The organism is Rugamonas apoptosis (assembly GCF_014042355.1).
Classification (GTDB): domain Bacteria; phylum Pseudomonadota; class Gammaproteobacteria; order Burkholderiales; family Burkholderiaceae_D; genus Rugamonas; species Rugamonas apoptosis.
On record NZ_JACEZU010000002.1, the window covers coordinates 568,149 to 582,873 of the forward strand.

Consider the following 14,725-nt stretch of genomic DNA (forward strand, 5'->3'; position numbering starts at 1 on the left):
GAAGCCGAAGCCGGGGTCGGGCCCGGGGACGTGGAGTCGGGTGCAGTGTTAGTCATCGCAATCCGGAATTGTTAAGTGAAACGTTAGCCATGCCCGTTTGCGCGTTGGGCCCGGCGCTGGCCTTGCCGACCACGCACTGCTCCCAGAAATAGCGTGCCGTCAGCCACGCCAGCGTAGCCAGCGCCACGGCGCAGATCAGCATGAACACATCGTTGTAGGCCAGGATGTTGGCCTCGCGCGTGGCCGCCGCGCCCAGCGACGCCACACCCTGCGCACTGCGCGTGGCCGGATCGGCCAGCGTGCCGCCCAGCGCCGCGCCGCCAGCCTGCACCCGCGCCGCCACTTGCGGGTCGAGCAAGGTCAAATGTTCGACCAGCTGGCTGGAATGGTATTTTTCCCGCACCACCTGGAACGTCCCCACCAGCGCGGAGCCCAGCAGGCTGCCCATGTTTTGCGAAATGGTGAACATCAGCGAAAAACTGATCAGGTTACTGGGCGCCGCGATCACGGCGCCAAAGCCGGATATGAAGGTGGGGCCGAGGAAGAACGCGCCGCCAAAGGCCAGCAGGAACTGGCTCACATACATATTGGCGGGCCGCGTGAGGTTGGTGGCGTGGGCGTCCATCCAGGCGCCCATCGCCATCATCGCCAGCGACAGCATCAGCGACGGCGCGATGCGGGACGGCGCGATGGTGAGCGCGCTGGCCACCATGCCGGCCACGGTGCCGGCCATCACCACCAGCCACAGTTGCTGCATCTGGTCGTTGTTCAAACCCAGCGCCTGCAGGAAGCCCACCGTGCCGCTGGCTTCGGACTGCACCACCCGGATCAGCAGCACGGACAAGGCCAGCCGCAGCATGCTCCCCGTGCTGAGCCAGCGCGTATTGAGCAGCGGCGCGCGCCGGTTATGCTCGACCAGCAGCGCGGCCGCGATCAGCACGATGGACGCGGCCAGGCTGTAGCCCAGCCAGCGCGACTCCAGCCACCACACGGTGCGCCCCAGCGCCAGCACGGCCGATAGCAGCGCCACACCCGGCGCAAACAGGGCGAAGGTGAGGAAGTCCAGTTTGACGAACGCCTTCACGCGGTCGCCCGGCGGCAGCTTGAGCATCAGCACGCAGCCCAGCGCCAGCAGCGTCATGCCCAGTTCGAACCAGTACAGGCCGCGCCACTCGCCCAGCTCCAGCAACTCGGACGAAAACAACCGCGCCAGCGGCAGCGCCAGTTGGGCGAAACCCACGCCCAGCACCACGCCCTTGAGCCGGTGCCTGGCCGGAAACGCCTGCAGCGTGTAGTACAGCCCCAGCACCGTGAGCGCCGCGCCGGACATGCCGCTGGCGGCCCGCACCGCGATGGCCGACGCCAGCCCGTGCACGAACAAATGGGCCAGCGTGGCCGCGGCGTACAGCATGAGGAACAGTTCCGTGAACAGGCGCAGGCCGAACTGCTGGCGGAATTTCACCAGCAGCAGATTCATCGACACATTGGCCATCACGTAGGCGGCCGGCAGCCACTGGATTTCAGACGAATAGACGCCCAGCGAACCTTGCAGGTACGGCAGGTTGACCGACACCAGCGCGTTCCCCAAGCCACCCGTGAGCGCCACGATCAGGCCCACGATCAGGTAGGCGGCCCGGCGCCGGTCCGAATGCAGGGGCGTGGACGGCGAACCCGGTAGCGAGGGCCGTTCATGGGGAAGCCAGACTTGTGGGGTGTAGACGTCCATCCCGGTAGACCCGTCAGGTTGCTCTTACGTTGCGCGCTGGAACTCTCTGACGGTGAGCATACCACCGGCGGCGGCAATGTTGAGCGATTTGCAGCGGGTACGGGGCGGCCACCCTGGTGCCAAAACCAAATAAAATTCCGGCAGGCGCACTGTCGCCGCTCAATTCCCGCCAAAATGACTGCCCCTGCGGCGTAAGTCACACGATAATATGTGTCGAATTTGGCGATAATTCTGCTCACTGCGCGACGGCCGCCGGCCCGCGCGCCAACCTCGGGAGACTCAATGCAATTCAAGCACATCGCAGGCGCCGTGGCGCTGCTGGGCATGGCCGGTGCGGCCGGCGCGCAGGACACGGTGGTGAAAATCGGCCACAGTGGCCCGCTGTCGGGCGCCCAGGCGTTCTCCGGCAAGGACAATGAAAACGGCGCCCGTCTCGCCATCGAGGAATTGAACGCCAAGCCCATCACGGTAGCCGGCAAAAAAGTTAAATTCGAGCTGCTGTCCGAGGACGACCAGGGCGACCCCAAATCCGGCGTAGCGGTGGCGCAGAAGCTGGTGGATGCCGGTGTGCGTTACGTGGTCGGGCCGTACAACTCGGGCGTGGCCATTCCCGCCTCGCGCACCTACCATGACGCCGGCGCGCTGGTGGCCACCGTGGCCAGCAATCCCAAACTGACGCAGCAAGGCTACCAGGGCCTGTTCCGCGTCAACGCCAGCGACACCCAACTGGGTTCGAAGATGGCGCTGTACGCGGCCAACGCGCTGCACCTGAAGAACGTGGCCGTGATCGACGACCGCACGGCCTTCGGCCAGGGCGTGGCCGAGGAATTCAAGAAGCAGGCCAAGGCATCGGGCATGGCGGTGGCCGGCCACGAGTTCACCAACGATAAGGCGATCGACTTCACGTCCATCCTCACCAAGCTCAAGGCGAAAAAGGTGGAAGCCATCTTCTTCGGCGGCTACGCGCCGCAGGGCGCACCCATGGCGCGCCAGATGAAGCAACTGGGCATCAACGCCAGGCTGCTGGGCGGCGATACCATCTGCACGGCGGAGATGGGCAAGCTCGGTGGCAACGCGGCCGGCGAGAACGTACTGTGCTCGCAGGGCGGCGCCATCCTGGACAAGGCCACCAGCGGCCCCGCGTTCAAGGCCAAATACAAGCAGCGCTTCAAGCAGGATGCGGACGTGTACGCGGCTTCCTACTACGATGCGGTGCAGCTGTACGCGCAAGCCATGCAGAAGGTCAATTCGACCGATCCGCTCAAGGTGGGCGTGGCCGTGGCGGCCGGCAGCTACCAGGGCGTGGCCGGCACCTATGCCTTCGACACGCACGGCGACATGAAGCAATCGCCCGTCACCATCTTCACCTTCAAGCACGGCCAGCCCGTGCCGCTGACCAGCTACTGAGCCGCTTAGTCAGGCGGCGCCGTCTTCGGACGGGCCGCCGCGGTCGATCGCATACTGCTGGGTCGATGGTTTGAGCACGGCGTCGAAGCGCACCAGTTCGGCCGCCGGGTCGGCCTTCAGGCGCGCGCTGATGACGATATCGAGCCGGTTCACCAGCGCGTCCGACAGCCGCAGCGCGGCGCTCACCGCATACAGGCGCGGCTCGTGGCGTTCGATGGCCTGCCGCACGGCGGCGCAGATTCTCTGGCGGTCCTCGTCGCTGGTCAGGCACATGCCGGCGAAATCAATCAAGCCGTAATTGAGGATGGAATTGCGCACCTCGGGAAACGGTTCCAGTTCGGTGCCAGCCAGCGCCGCGCGGGTGTTGAACAGCGCTTCCAGGTCACACGCGACGGCGTCCTTGAGCCGTTCCAGCGGCCAGCCCCGGGCGCGCGCCGGTCCATCCATCAAGCGATCGAACAGGCCTGGGGCGTAGCGCTGCTGCATGGCGGCTCTCCTGGGGTACTGTGTAAGGAGCATCAGCCACAGCACCGCCACCCGGGCCGCCCGCGACACCGCACCGGGCCGGGCGCCAGCATGGCACGCGGCCCACAGGCGGCGCTGATGTGACTGACGAGCTTGCCATTATCCAACTTTGTGCGGCGCGCCCCTTGCGTTCGCGCAAAGGGCGCGCCGCTCCGCGCACCGGGGTCAGCGCACCGGGGTCAGTGCCAACATTCGTACATGAGTTCGTGTCCGAATGCCAGACCTGACACCGGTGTTGCGTTCGCGCAAAAACACTCCTACGCGCCTACTTCAGGTCGATGCGGCCATACTGGCCATGGGCCTCGTCCTTGGGCCCGGCGGCGAAGAACAGCGTGTTGGTGGGCTGGCTGTTGAGGCCATTACCGAACGCGATACCCCACAAGCCGTCGATCACCAGCGGCTGGCCGTCCGCCCCTTTCAACGTGCCCATGGCGGCGCCATTGGCCGGGTCATAGACGTTGATCTTGCCATCGCCGAAGTTCCCCACCAGGAGCATATTGCTGTTGCTGCCGAAGTCCGCCGGCGCCATCGCGATACCCCATGGCGCGTTCAGCGCGCCGCCAGTCACCAGTTGGCGCACCAGCGCACCGCCCGTGGTGTACACGTCCAGTACACCGAGGCCGGCGCCGGCCTGCTCATCGTCACCGGTGGCGGCCCGCTTGGCGTAGGCCACGTACACCTTGTCGCCGATGACCTGGATGCCGAACGGCGCATAACCGGCCGGCAAGCCAGGATCGGTGAAGCCACCGGGCAGGCTGACCTTGGCGAAATTGGTGTCGAACACGTCGACCCGCATATTATGGAAGTCGGCCGCGTACAGGTAATTGACGCCGCTGAAGCTGCCGATGGCCAGGCCCTTGTAGACCGCCCCGGCGCCACTGCCGTCGAAAGTGGTCACGGCCGTGGTGGCGCTCACGGACGGCGACCAGGCCGCGATCATGCCGCTCTCGGTGGAGAACAGGAAGGGGCTGGCGCCGGTCACGCCGCCCTGGGTCAGCTTGAAGTCGGTGGTGCCGTTGAAGACGATGCCGGTCGGCGCGTCAGGCGTGCTGACCACCAGCGACTGGGGCACGCCATTGCCGTCGTACAGGGTCGATTTGGAGGTGCCGTTAGCGGCCACCCACACAAAGCCTTTCGGATTGAAGGCCACGCCCCAACCGTTGACGAGATTGGCGTCCGTATGGGCCGCCGGGATCACGGCGTCCGACACCAGGCTGGTGACGGCGTAGCTGCTAACGACAGGTGGGGCGGGCGGCATGTAGCTGCCGCCGCCACCGTAACCGCCGCCGCAAGCGGTCAGCATAAGGGCCAGGCCAACGCCGGCCAATTTGTGCAGGCAATGCGAGGTATTCATGGTGCGTCCTTTCAGCGAGAATGGCGATGTACCGCTGCCCGTTCATTCCCGCAGACGACCGCAAGGTTTCATGAAAAAGTGGGACGGAAGAAAATTGAAGACGGAAAATTTGGGACGCAATACAATTTGCGCCAGCGCAAATTGTGTTGCGTCCCAAATTTTCAACCGCTAGAAAGCATAAGCCACGCTGAGCACCAGCACCTGCCTGGATGGCGCCGTGTAGTAGGGCGATGCGCCTGCACTGGGCCCGCGCGAGGACGCGGCCACCCACGCCAGTTGCACGTTCCAATCGCCCAGCGCCGCCGCCAGGCCCAGGCGGGCGTCGCCGCGGGACGGCAGGTTCGCGCCATCGCGCGGCAGGTAGCGCAGCACGCCCGCGTGCGCGACCAGTTTGACAGTGTCACCGAGCGGATAAAAACCGTTCGCTTCCACGTAGGCGGTGCGCATGTCGCGCCCGAAGTAGTGCGGCGCGAAATAGAGCCGCAAGCCCACCCGCTCCGAGGCCAGGCCCGCATACCACTCGCCATAATCGCTGTCGCGCGCGCCACTGAAGCGGGATGCGCTGGCGCCCGCCTCCCAGCTCCAGCCAGACGCCAGGCGCCGCGCCAGTCCACCATAGGCCATCAACTGCGTCATGTCGCGCTCGCGCAAGTTGGCCCCTGCCACCTGCGCGCCGGCGTACCAGCCTTGGGGACTGTCGTAATTCAAGCCCAGTTGGACCGAGGGACGGCCATCGCTGAGCGAGAGGCCACGGAAGCGGTAGTCTGACAGCAGCGCCACGCTGCCGCTGCTCTGCGCCGCCGCGCCGCCCACGGACAGCAGCAGCGCCAGCGCCACGGCTGCCCTCAAGGCCGGCGGCTGGTGTGCAGGGTGACGGCGGCGCATGAACAGGTGCAAGCGCCTGTGGTGTTGGCGATGGTGGCACATGCGTCGATGGTAGCAGCATTTTGCCCCGTGCCCGGCACCAGCAGGCGTTCCAGTTGCGCGCCTTTTGCGCCGGGCCGTAATTCGGCCAGCAGCGCCAGCATGCCCGTCACATGGGCCGCCGCATAGGAGTTGCCGGACACGAAACGCCAGCCGCCGCCCGCCAAACTGGCCGGCACATCCTGGCCCGGCGCCAGCACGGCGCCGCTCGGGGTCGGGGTCAGGGCCGAGGCCATGGTCGGGGCCAGTGCCGCCACAGTGCCAACGCGTGCCTGCTGGGCCACCGCGATCACGCCGGGATGGGATACGGGGAACGCACGCGCCGTCCCTTGCGGATCGATGGCGCCCACCACGCTGATACCGCGCGCCAGCGCCGCGTCCAGCAAACGGTCCAGCAGCCGGTCCGGCGGCCCGGACAGGCTCAAGTTGATGATGCGCGCCTCATGCAGGATGGCAAAATTGAGCGCCTTGCCCAGCGTGAAGCTGCTGCAACGCGCGCCCTGCCCGTTCTGCTGCCAGCAGGCGCGCAAGCCCATCAGCCGCGCGCCAGGCGCCACGCCCAGGATGCCCTGCCGCCCCCCGCGCGCGGCGATGATGCCGGCCACCGCCGTGCCATGGGCTTCCGGCAGATAGCTGCTGCCTTCAACGAAATTCTCAGTCTGCGCCAGTTGCCCGTCCAGGTCGGGATGGTGGCCATCGATGCCGCTGTCGACCACCGCCACGGACACGTCGCGCCCCGTGGCCGCCCGGTGCAGTTCGGCCACATGCCAGTAGCGCGCGCTGGGCTGCACCGGATACAGGGGCGGCGCCGCGCCATCCATGCCGGAATACATGGCCACCGGTTGTGCCCACTCCACGCGCGGGTCGTGCGATAGCAACTCCGCGATGCGGGCCGGCTCACCGCCGGCGGGCGTCTCCAGCACGTAGCAATCGACACCCAGTGTGGGCATGGGCCAGTCGCTCACCAGCTTCAGGCCGTGCAGCCGGGCCAGTTCCTCGGCGATGCGGTGACGCGCCGCGCGCCCGCCATCGTCCAGGTAGCGGCCGCCATAGCCGGCATCCGGGCGGTAATGGGGCGGCGGCAGGCGCAGCATGACCAATAACTGGCGCTCCGGCGCGGCCGCGTCGCCGGACTGAGCAGGCCCGCCATCGTCCGCCTGCATCGCCACGGCGGTGGCGGCAGGCGACAGCGCCGGTGATAGCGCCAGTGATACCACTAAAAGCATTGATAGCATTGATAGCACTGGTAGCACCAGCGATCGCACCGGCGGCGCCTGTGGCAGCGTGTTCACGGCAACGCTCCTCCCGCCAATGGCTCGGCCAGCACCACGGCCGGCTCGGCCCTCAGGCGCGCGCGTGCCGCACCTGGGTCCGGCACGCTGAGCAGGTAAGCATCCGTCACGGTGGGACCGTCCACCACATGCGCGCCGTTGGCTTGCAGGATGCGGCGCAAGTCCCGTTCCGCCGTCTCTGGCTTAAATACCACCACCAGGTTGCCGGCGCTGGCCCCGGCGCCCAGCACATGATAGGCGCCGCCGTCGGCCACCGGCCGCGCCAGCAGCAACGTCAGCCCCGCAATGACGGCGAACTGCGCCGCCAGCGCCCAGCGCAGCCAGGACGGGTCATTGGCGGCAGCGCGGCGCCACCAAGAACGGACCGGGGCCGGGGCCGGGGCCGGGGCCGGGGCCGGGGCCGAGGCCGAGGCCGAAGCCGAAGCCGAAGCCGAAGCAGAAGCAGAAACCGGAGCCGTAGCCGCAGCCGGGGTCGTAGCCATGGCTGTAGCCGGAACCGGGGCCAAGACCGGGATCGGGACCGACATCGGCACCTCCTCATCGAGGCGCGGCAACAAGGCGGCCAGCGCCCGCTCCACGTCCAGGCCACCGGCCGCACCCGCGCCATCATCCGCCGGCAGGGCGGCCGCCGCCCGCAGCCGGCGTTCAAAGTCCAGTTCGGCGCGGCACGCCGCACACTCGGCCAGGTGCCGCCGGACGGTGGCGTTGTCGGCCGGGTCGAGCCGGTCGGCCGCGTACCAGGGCAGCAATCCCCGCGCGGCCTCATGTGCTGGATCGTCCAGCTGGATGGTGTGGCCGTTCATGAGTAATCCTCCTTCTGGCTCGCCAGCAATTCCTTCAATTTGTGGCGCGCATGAAACATGCGGGTCTTGACCGTGTTGACGGGACAACCGACCACGTCCGCGATCTCCGCGTAACCCATCTCGTGGTCGTAGGTGAGCACCATCACCACCCGCTGCGCCAGCGGCAACTGGGCCAGCGCCCGCTCCAGCACCTGACGCAACTGGCGCCCTTCCAGCAGGTGGTCCGGCTCCAGTTCCGGGCCGGCCTGGTACAGGTCGGTGTCGGACTCGACCGGCTCGTCGCTGCCGCGCAAGCCCTTCAGCGCCTTGCGGTAGGCGATCGCGAAAATCCAGGTCGACACCTTGCAACTGCCGTCATAACTGGCCGCCTTCTGCCACACCACCAGCATGGTGTCGTTGATCACTTCCTCGACCAGCGGCACACTGCGCACCATGCGGCCCAGGAAACGGCCCAGCCGGGGGAAATAAGCGCGGTACAGCTGTTCGAACGCCCGCCGGTCGCCAGCCACGATCCGCGCCAACAGGCACGCATCGTCACAGCCGGCGCCGCCGGTGCCGGCCACTTGTCCGTCCAGATTCCGCCCCTCCCGCATCGTCACTCTCCCTGGTCGCCTGTTAATGCCTCAAGGCAGCAAAAAGGTTCAACCCGCGCGCCGCTCCATGCTAGCACCACGGAGCGATGGTGGCATGGCCGCCACACCACGCTTATTACCTGTGGCGAAATGACAGTGACAAGCCGTCACCGATCTCGTACAGTGAGCACAGGCACAAGGCTTAGCAGAATTATCATAACGAGACACTCGCCATGACCGATCCGCACACCGCGTTCCCCGCCAATAAGCCCTTGTTCCAGTACTATGCCGCCATGACCTGGCTGCTGGCCTTCCTTGCCTGCCTGTACATCGGCAGCAGCGCGATCCGGGTCTACCAGCACAGACACGAGCTGGAACAACAGATCGCCCAGCAACTGCAAAACGTGGCGCTCAGTTCGCGCCGCTCGCTGACGCTGCAAATAGCGCAGCTGACGACCACCGAGAACTTGGTGATCGATACGCTCAACGATCATTTACCGCTGGACCTGGCCAGCGCCAACCGGCAGCAAGTGGCCATCCTGCAGGCGCTGTTGACGCGGGAAGCGGCCGCCAATGACGATATCGAGCTGCTGGGCGTGGCCGACCGTCATGGCCGGGTGCTGTTCATGTCGAACAACGTGACCACCGTGCGCGCGCACGACCAGATCGACGTTTCCATGCTGCGCGATGATCCCGTGCGGGCCAGCGCGATCACGATCTACCAGGGCGGCCCCCGTTCGGCCTGGCCCAGCGGCTTTGTGGTGACGCGCTCCGTGCGAGGGGAAAACGGCCTGCCGCGCGCCTACGTGTTCGCCCTGCAAAGCCACGAGCACTTCCAACGGCGCCTGAAAGAACAGGAACAGGCCGGCTTTTCGCTGGGACGCCACAGCGTGGTAGCCATCGTCCAGACGCCAGGCAACCGGCTGGCCTTCCGCTACCCGATGGCCGACGCCGTCATCGGCGCCGCTATCCCGCCCGTGGCGCACCAGCCGTTCCGCGACCGCCCACAGCTCAGCTACTGGATCTCGCCCTACGACCACATCAAGCACCTGGTGTATGAGCTGCCCTTCGCCAACGGCGCCTTCCTGTTGCGGGTGGAGGCGGCGGAACTGGACTTTCTGGCGCCCTGGTATGCGGAACTGGTGTTCACCGGCGTCAGCACCTTGCTGCTGCTGATGGCGCTGGCGTTGCTGTTGCGGCTGGTACGCCAGGGCGCGCGCCAGGCGGCCCAGCTGCAATTCGACAAGGAGCAGCTCGACATCGGCGCGCGCGCCATGACGCGCCTGATCGCCACCGCGCCCGTGGCCCTGGCCCACGTGCGGCTGGACGATGGCTTGTTGTTGCGCGCCAATCCCGCCTTTGGCCACCTGTTTGGCGCCATGCCGGGCGAGCAATTGAAGGTGGCCGAGTCGCTGTTCGCCGATCCGGCCGGGTGGCGCGAACTGTGCGCCGGCGCCCGCTTGGCCGGCGCGGCCGAGGGCCGCAGCATGGAGGCCACGCTCAAGGTGGGCGATGCCACCCGTCATGCGCTGGTGGCGGTGGCGCCGCTGCCGTCCAGGCGGGACGAGCCGCGCGAATTGCTGCTGAGTTTTACGGACACGGAAACCCAGCACGCACGCGAACAAGCCTTGGCCACCATCGCCTACACCGACCCGCTGACCCAGCTTGCCAACCGGCGCGCGTTCTTCCAGCAAGCCGACGCCGCCTTCGCCATCGCCAGCCGCTACCAGCGCCCGCTGGCGCTGCTGATGATCGACCTGGACCGCTTCAAGCGCGTCAACGACAGTTTTGGCCACGCGGCCGGCGACGCCGTGCTGGTGCGCACGGCCAACTGCCTGCGCCACAGCGTGCGCCACGCCGACTTGCCTGCCCGCCTGGGCGGCGAGGAGTTCGTCGTAATGTTGCCCGAGACCACGCTGGCCGAGGCGCTGGAGACGGCCGAACGGATCCGCAAGACCATCGCCGACGCGCCGCCGGCCGAGTTCGAGGGGCGCGCGATTCCCATCACGGCCAGTTTGGGGGTGGCCATGATGCGCAGCGACAGCAAGGGCATCGAAGCCATCCTCAACGAAGCCGACATGGCACTATACGAAGCCAAGGAGACGGGCCGCAACAAAGTGCGATGTGTCAGAATGGCGGCCACGAATATGGCGGCGCCCGGCGCGCCCCCTCAAGGAAGCTCATGCAAAAGTTAATCTCGGAACTCATCCGGCTCTACCTGCCATCGCAGGCCACGGCGGCCACGGCAGCCAACACGGCCGACATGCTCGCGCGCCGCATGGCCGGCCAGCCCGCGCCCGCGCTGCGGCTGACCACGGACGACGGGCGCACGCGCGCCATCGTCATCCACTTCAACCATACGGCTGGCGCCGGACAGGAACAACACTGGACCCGCCTGTGCGCCGTGGCCAACGCCTTGCAGACCGAACTGGGCCTGCCGGCGCCCGCCGTCAGCATCTCGGGCGCGGGCTACGACCTGTGGCTGTCGCTGGAAGTGCCGGCCCCGCCGGCACAGGTCGATACCTTCCTGGCGCTGCTGCACGCGGCTTACCTGCCTGAGACGGACGCGCCGCGTATGAGAACGGGCTCGGCTGCGGCTGCGGCTGCGGGTATGGCTGCGGCTGAGGCTACGGGCGCGCGCCCTGCCGCTGCCGCGGACGAACTGCCGCCCTGCCCGCTGCCTGGCGGAGAAAAATGGGCGGCGTTTATCCATCCGGAACTGGGCGCGTCGTTCGCCGACGAACCGGCCCTGGAGATCGCGCCGCCCCCGGCCGGACAAGCGGCGTTGCTGGACAAGCTGCACAGCATCAGCACGGCGCAATTCGAGCACGCGCTGCAACAACTCCAGCGCGCGCACAGCAAGCCGGCGACGGGCACGCCAACGGATGCGACGAGCGCCATCCCAACGGGCATCCCAGCGGGCGCACAGGCGAGCGCGCACGCGGGCGCATCCGCCACCGGCACGCCCGCCGGCGCGCCGGATCGCGCGTGCGCGACCATATGCGCGACCGCCCCGGACGCATACGCCGCGACACCACCGGGCTTGCTGCTGAAAGACGCCACCCTGGACGATATCGTGCGCTTCCTACATGCACGCAATATCGAACCGACCTTCCGGCACCTGCTGCCGAAATGACGGTCCCGGCGCGCTAGCCCTTCATGCGGTCCCAGCCGGTCCGCACCGCATCCTTGAATTTCTCCCAGCGCGATTCCGGATAGGCGCGCTGCCACTCCTCGCGCAGGGCCGGCTCCACTTCTTCCCAGGCGCTGCCCTGGTAGGTGGTGCGGTTGGCCATCGACGCGCCATAGCGATAGGCCGGGTCATACTCCTGGTAGGTGCCGCCGGTGTAGGAAAAGGTGTCGAGCCAGTGCGCATGGAAATACGTCTCCTCGCTGATACCTATATTGTCGCCGCGCTGGATGTTCAGGCTGTCCTGATTGGGATGCGGATCCATGCGCATATCGGCGCGCTGCCGCGATGCGCCGGACTGCGCCGTCCCTTCCGTCCCTTCCGTCCCTTCCGTCCCTTCCATCCGTCCCATGTCCCCCGAAGCGGACTGCCCCGCCTCGCGTTGCGCGCGCTCGCCTTGCGGCGCCCCCGCGTCCGCCTGTTGCATGGCCGCGCCGGCCGCGCGCCACGACTCGTTGTCCCCGCGCGCCCATTGCTGGCCCATACCGGCCGGCCCGAAGGCCTGCAGGATGCCGCCCGCACGCTCGGCCTGCTCGCGACTGGTGGCATGCACCGTCAGCACGACATGGCCGCGCCGGATCGCCTCGGCGATCATGCGCTGGTCGTCGTGTTCCGTGCCGAACAGGCGGCCGAAGAAATGCTTCACGCTGTCGAGCAAGCTCTCGTCGGTGGCGCCCGGGCTGGTGTCGATGTCCTGTTGCCGCGACGCGCCGGTGGCGCCGGCCCCGTCGCTCAATTGTATGGTGTGACCGTCAAAGCCGGCGCTGATCAGCGCATCGCGCGCATAGTTGGCGTCGGTACGGTGCTCGAATACGGCTGCCAATGTGTAAGTCATGTTGAACTCCCCCCTAGTAGGCGGCGCCAGCGCGTGCTGCAAGGACTGGCTTCCGCAGCCGGCCCAGTGTACGCCGGGCGCCGTGCCACGAGCGCCAGATTGGCATGGGAGTAACGCCGCGTTGCGGCCGGTTCAGGTCCGCCTCAACGGTGGTTCACACGCAGAGATAGCCTCCGTCGACATTGAGGATCGCCCCCGTCGTATAGCTGGCCGCGGCGGACGCCAGGTACAGTACCGTGCCCGCCATCTCGGACGGCTGCGCGGCGCGGCGCATGGGCACGTGCGCCAGCAACTGCTTGAGCACGGCGGGCGACTCCTTCAGCGCGCTGGTGAACCTGGTGTCGGTGAAGCCCGGCAGCAGCGCGTTGCAGCGCACGCCCGCTTGCGCCATCTCGACCGCGAACGCCTTGGTCATGGAAATGACGGCCGCCTTGGTGATCGAGTAAATGCCCTGGTGCAGGCCCGGGATCACGCCGTTGACGGACGCCACGTTGATGATGGAGCCGCCGCCATTGGCCGCCATCAGCTTGGCGCCGTGGGTGGACATGAAGAAGTAGCCGCGGATATTCACATCCACCGTCTTCTGGAACGCGTCGGCGCTGGTATCGGCGATGGGGCCGAAGTACGGGCTGGTGGCCGCGTTGTTGACCAGGATGTCGAGGCGGCCATGGCGCGCGGTGATGTACGCGTACAGCGCTTCGATCTGCGCCAGCTCGCCGATGTGGCAAGCCGCCGCTTCCGCTGAACCGCCGGCAGCGATGATGTCGTCGGCCACGCGCTGGCAATCGTCGCGGCGGCGGCTCGTCACGATCACGTGCGCGCCGCTGGCGGCCAGCAGGCGGGCGACCTCCTCGCCGATCCCACGGCTGGCGCCAGTGACCAGGGCGACCTTGCCTGTCAGGTCGAACAGCGTGCTGGCGTTCATGCTGGCGGTCTTCTCAAGGTTAGTCGTCTCGCTCATCGCACGCTCCCGCCCGTGGTGATCACGGCCCGGCAGCGTTGGCCCAGGTAGCGCACCATCTCGCCAAAGCCCGCGAACTGCGCATTGGTGGTTTGTCCCAGCGCGTAGCGGCGGTAGATCTGCTGCGCGATCACCATCAGGCGGAACAGGCCGAACACTTCATAGAACGCGAAGTCACCGATATCCGTGCCGGTGCGCTCGGCGTAGTAAGCCAGCACTTCGCGGCGCGTCAACATGCCCGGCGCATGCGTGGGCTGGCGGCGCGACGCGAGGAACGCTGGCTCATCACCCGCTTCCACCCAGTAGGCCAGCGAGCCGCCCAGGTCCATCAGCGGGTCGCCCAGGGTCGCCATTTCCCAATCGAGCACGCCGACGACCCGCGTGGGATCGGCGGAATCGAGCACCACGTTGTCGAAGCGATAGTCGTTGTGGATCACACACTGGCGGGTATCGCGCTGCGGCCGCACGGCGCCCAGCCACGCCACCACGTCCTCGCAGGCATCGGTGCCGTCGGTCAGCGCGCGCTGCCAGCGCCCGGTCCAGCCGTCGTACTGGCGCGCCACATAGCCCTCGCCCTTGCCCAGCGCCGCGATCTCCGGGCGCGACGTATCGACGCCGTGCAGTTCGATCAGGCGGTCCAGCACATTGGTGCACAGCTGGCGCACGCCGGCGGGGTCCAGCCCCAGGCCGGCCGGCAGGTCGCGCCGCAGGATGATGCCGGGCAGGCATTCCATCACAAAGCACGGCGCGCCCACGACAGCGGGATCGTCGCAACGGGCCAGGATGGCCGGCACGTAAGGATAGCTTGGCTTGAGGGCCGCCATCACACCGGCCTCGCGCAGCATGTCATGCGCGCCCGCGCCGGCGGCGCCGGCCGGCGCGCGGCGCAGCACGAGGGAACGTTCGCCATAGCTGACCAGGTAAGTCAGGTTGGAAGCGCCGCCCTGGAACTGGCGCAGCTCCGGTTCTCCCTCCAGGCCCGCGATGGCGCCCTTGAGGTAAGCGTCCAGGCGCGCCATATCGAGACGGTCTTCATCGCGCACGGGGCGCGCGTCGGTGACGGTTGCGCTCATGCCCCTGCCCTCCACGCGGCGTTGCGCCGCTGCGATGCAAGGTTGGCGGCCACGCCGCGCACG

General features: G+C 67.5%; 13 protein-coding genes. 3 read left to right on the plus strand and 10 right to left on the minus strand.

The window, feature by feature from the left end:
* Positions 1 to 52: 52 nt before the first annotated feature.
* Complete coding sequence (locus H3H39_RS06195) at positions 53 to 1,726, minus strand: MFS transporter (RefSeq protein WP_182152465.1); 1,674 nt, start codon at positions 1,724 to 1,726, stop codon at positions 53 to 55.
* A gap of 282 nt (positions 1,727 to 2,008) precedes the next feature.
* Here H3H39_RS06195 and H3H39_RS06200 point away from each other — a divergent pair, with 282 nt between their 5' ends.
* The gene (locus H3H39_RS06200; protein ID WP_182152466.1) at positions 2,009 to 3,133 is read left to right on the plus strand and encodes a branched-chain amino acid ABC transporter substrate-binding protein; all 1,125 of its coding nucleotides are present in this window, start codon (positions 2,009 to 2,011) and stop codon (positions 3,131 to 3,133) included.
* Positions 3,134 to 3,142: 9 nt separating this feature from the next.
* Here the strand turns inward: H3H39_RS06200 and tssE are convergent, their stop codons facing one another.
* The 6 genes from tssE to H3H39_RS06230 all read right to left on the minus strand — a co-directional run bounded on the left by tssE (position 3,143) and on the right by H3H39_RS06230 (position 8,624).
* On the minus strand, positions 3,143 to 3,619 hold the full coding sequence (gene tssE / locus H3H39_RS06205) for a type VI secretion system baseplate subunit TssE (protein WP_182152467.1): 477 nt from the start codon (positions 3,617 to 3,619) through the stop codon (positions 3,143 to 3,145).
* A gap of 304 nt (positions 3,620 to 3,923) precedes the next feature.
* Positions 3,924 to 5,012: a TIGR03118 family protein gene (locus H3H39_RS06210; protein WP_229217883.1), complete on the minus strand. Its 1,089-nt coding sequence runs from the start codon at positions 5,010 to 5,012 to the stop codon at positions 3,924 to 3,926.
* A 168-nt stretch (positions 5,013 to 5,180) separates the two neighbouring features.
* On the minus strand, positions 5,181 to 5,861 hold the full coding sequence (locus H3H39_RS06215; RefSeq protein WP_182152468.1) for a TorF family putative porin: 681 nt from the start codon (positions 5,859 to 5,861) through the stop codon (positions 5,181 to 5,183).
* The gene (locus tag H3H39_RS06220; RefSeq protein WP_229217884.1) at positions 5,858 to 7,162 is read right to left on the minus strand and encodes a S8 family peptidase; all 1,305 of its coding nucleotides are present in this window, start codon (positions 7,160 to 7,162) and stop codon (positions 5,858 to 5,860) included. Before H3H39_RS06220 ends, H3H39_RS06215 begins: the two co-directional genes overlap by 4 nt.
* Before the next feature lie 62 nt (positions 7,163 to 7,224).
* Entirely contained in the window at positions 7,225 to 8,031 is an 807-nt protein-coding gene (locus tag H3H39_RS06225) for a zf-HC2 domain-containing protein (protein WP_182152470.1), read from the minus strand.
* Positions 8,028 to 8,624 carry an RNA polymerase sigma factor gene (locus H3H39_RS06230; protein WP_182152471.1) on the minus strand — a complete coding sequence of 199 codons (597 nt, stop codon included), beginning with the start codon at positions 8,622 to 8,624 and terminating at the stop codon, positions 8,028 to 8,030. Before H3H39_RS06230 ends, H3H39_RS06225 begins: the two co-directional genes overlap by 4 nt.
* A 212-nt stretch (positions 8,625 to 8,836) precedes the next feature.
* On the opposite strand from H3H39_RS06230, the gene H3H39_RS06235 reads away from it, so the two are divergent.
* Complete coding sequence (locus H3H39_RS06235; RefSeq protein WP_182152472.1) at positions 8,837 to 10,798, plus strand: GGDEF domain-containing protein; 1,962 nt, start codon at positions 8,837 to 8,839, stop codon at positions 10,796 to 10,798.
* Positions 10,786 to 11,739 (plus strand): hypothetical protein, encoded by a 954-nt coding sequence (locus H3H39_RS06240; RefSeq protein WP_182152570.1) that lies wholly within the window; start codon positions 10,786 to 10,788, stop codon positions 11,737 to 11,739. The genes H3H39_RS06235 and H3H39_RS06240 overlap by 13 nt, the downstream gene beginning before the upstream one ends.
* A 13-nt stretch (positions 11,740 to 11,752) precedes the next feature.
* Here the strand turns inward: H3H39_RS06240 and H3H39_RS06245 are convergent, their stop codons facing one another.
* The 3 genes from H3H39_RS06245 to H3H39_RS06255 all read right to left on the minus strand — a co-directional run bounded on the left by H3H39_RS06245 (position 11,753) and on the right by H3H39_RS06255 (position 14,662).
* Entirely contained in the window at positions 11,753 to 12,628 is an 876-nt protein-coding gene (locus H3H39_RS06245; RefSeq protein ID WP_182152473.1) for a hypothetical protein, read from the minus strand.
* Positions 12,629 to 12,782: 154 nt separating this feature from the next.
* The gene (locus tag H3H39_RS06250; RefSeq protein ID WP_182152565.1) at positions 12,783 to 13,553 is read right to left on the minus strand and encodes an SDR family oxidoreductase; all 771 of its coding nucleotides are present in this window, start codon (positions 13,551 to 13,553) and stop codon (positions 12,783 to 12,785) included.
* Between the two features lie 32 nt (positions 13,554 to 13,585).
* Positions 13,586 to 14,662: a phosphotransferase family protein gene (locus tag H3H39_RS06255; protein ID WP_182152474.1), complete on the minus strand. Its 1,077-nt coding sequence runs from the start codon at positions 14,660 to 14,662 to the stop codon at positions 13,586 to 13,588.
* Positions 14,663 to 14,725: the final 63 nt, after the last annotated feature.

What these genes read in the sequence shown, in the direction of transcription:
- H3H39_RS06195 (WP_182152465.1), bottom strand. Translation starts at nt 1,726, where the DNA reads ATGGACGTCTACACCCCACAAGTCTGGCTTCCCCATGAACGGCCCTCG.
- H3H39_RS06200 (WP_182152466.1), top strand. Translation starts at nt 2,009, where the DNA reads ATGCAATTCAAGCACATCGCAGGCGCCGTGGCGCTGCTGGGCATGGCC.
- tssE (WP_182152467.1), bottom strand. Translation starts at nt 3,619, where the DNA reads ATGCAGCAGCGCTACGCCCCAGGCCTGTTCGATCGCTTGATGGATGGA.
- H3H39_RS06210 (WP_229217883.1), bottom strand. Translation starts at nt 5,012, where the DNA reads ATGAATACCTCGCATTGCCTGCACAAATTGGCCGGCGTTGGCCTGGCC.
- H3H39_RS06220 (WP_229217884.1), bottom strand. Translation starts at nt 7,162, where the DNA reads ATGCTTTTAGTGGTATCACTGGCGCTATCACCGGCGCTGTCGCCTGCC.
- H3H39_RS06225 (WP_182152470.1), bottom strand. Translation starts at nt 8,031, where the DNA reads ATGAACGGCCACACCATCCAGCTGGACGATCCAGCACATGAGGCCGCG.
- H3H39_RS06230 (WP_182152471.1), bottom strand. Translation starts at nt 8,624, where the DNA reads ATGCGGGAGGGGCGGAATCTGGACGGACAAGTGGCCGGCACCGGCGGC.
- H3H39_RS06235 (WP_182152472.1), top strand. Translation starts at nt 8,837, where the DNA reads ATGACCGATCCGCACACCGCGTTCCCCGCCAATAAGCCCTTGTTCCAG.
- H3H39_RS06240 (WP_182152570.1), top strand. Translation starts at nt 10,786, where the DNA reads ATGCAAAAGTTAATCTCGGAACTCATCCGGCTCTACCTGCCATCGCAG.
- H3H39_RS06245 (WP_182152473.1), bottom strand. Translation starts at nt 12,628, where the DNA reads ATGACTTACACATTGGCAGCCGTATTCGAGCACCGTACCGACGCCAAC.
- H3H39_RS06250 (WP_182152565.1), bottom strand. Translation starts at nt 13,553, where the DNA reads ATGAACGCCAGCACGCTGTTCGACCTGACAGGCAAGGTCGCCCTGGTC.
- H3H39_RS06255 (WP_182152474.1), bottom strand. Translation starts at nt 14,662, where the DNA reads ATGAGCGCAACCGTCACCGACGCGCGCCCCGTGCGCGATGAAGACCGT.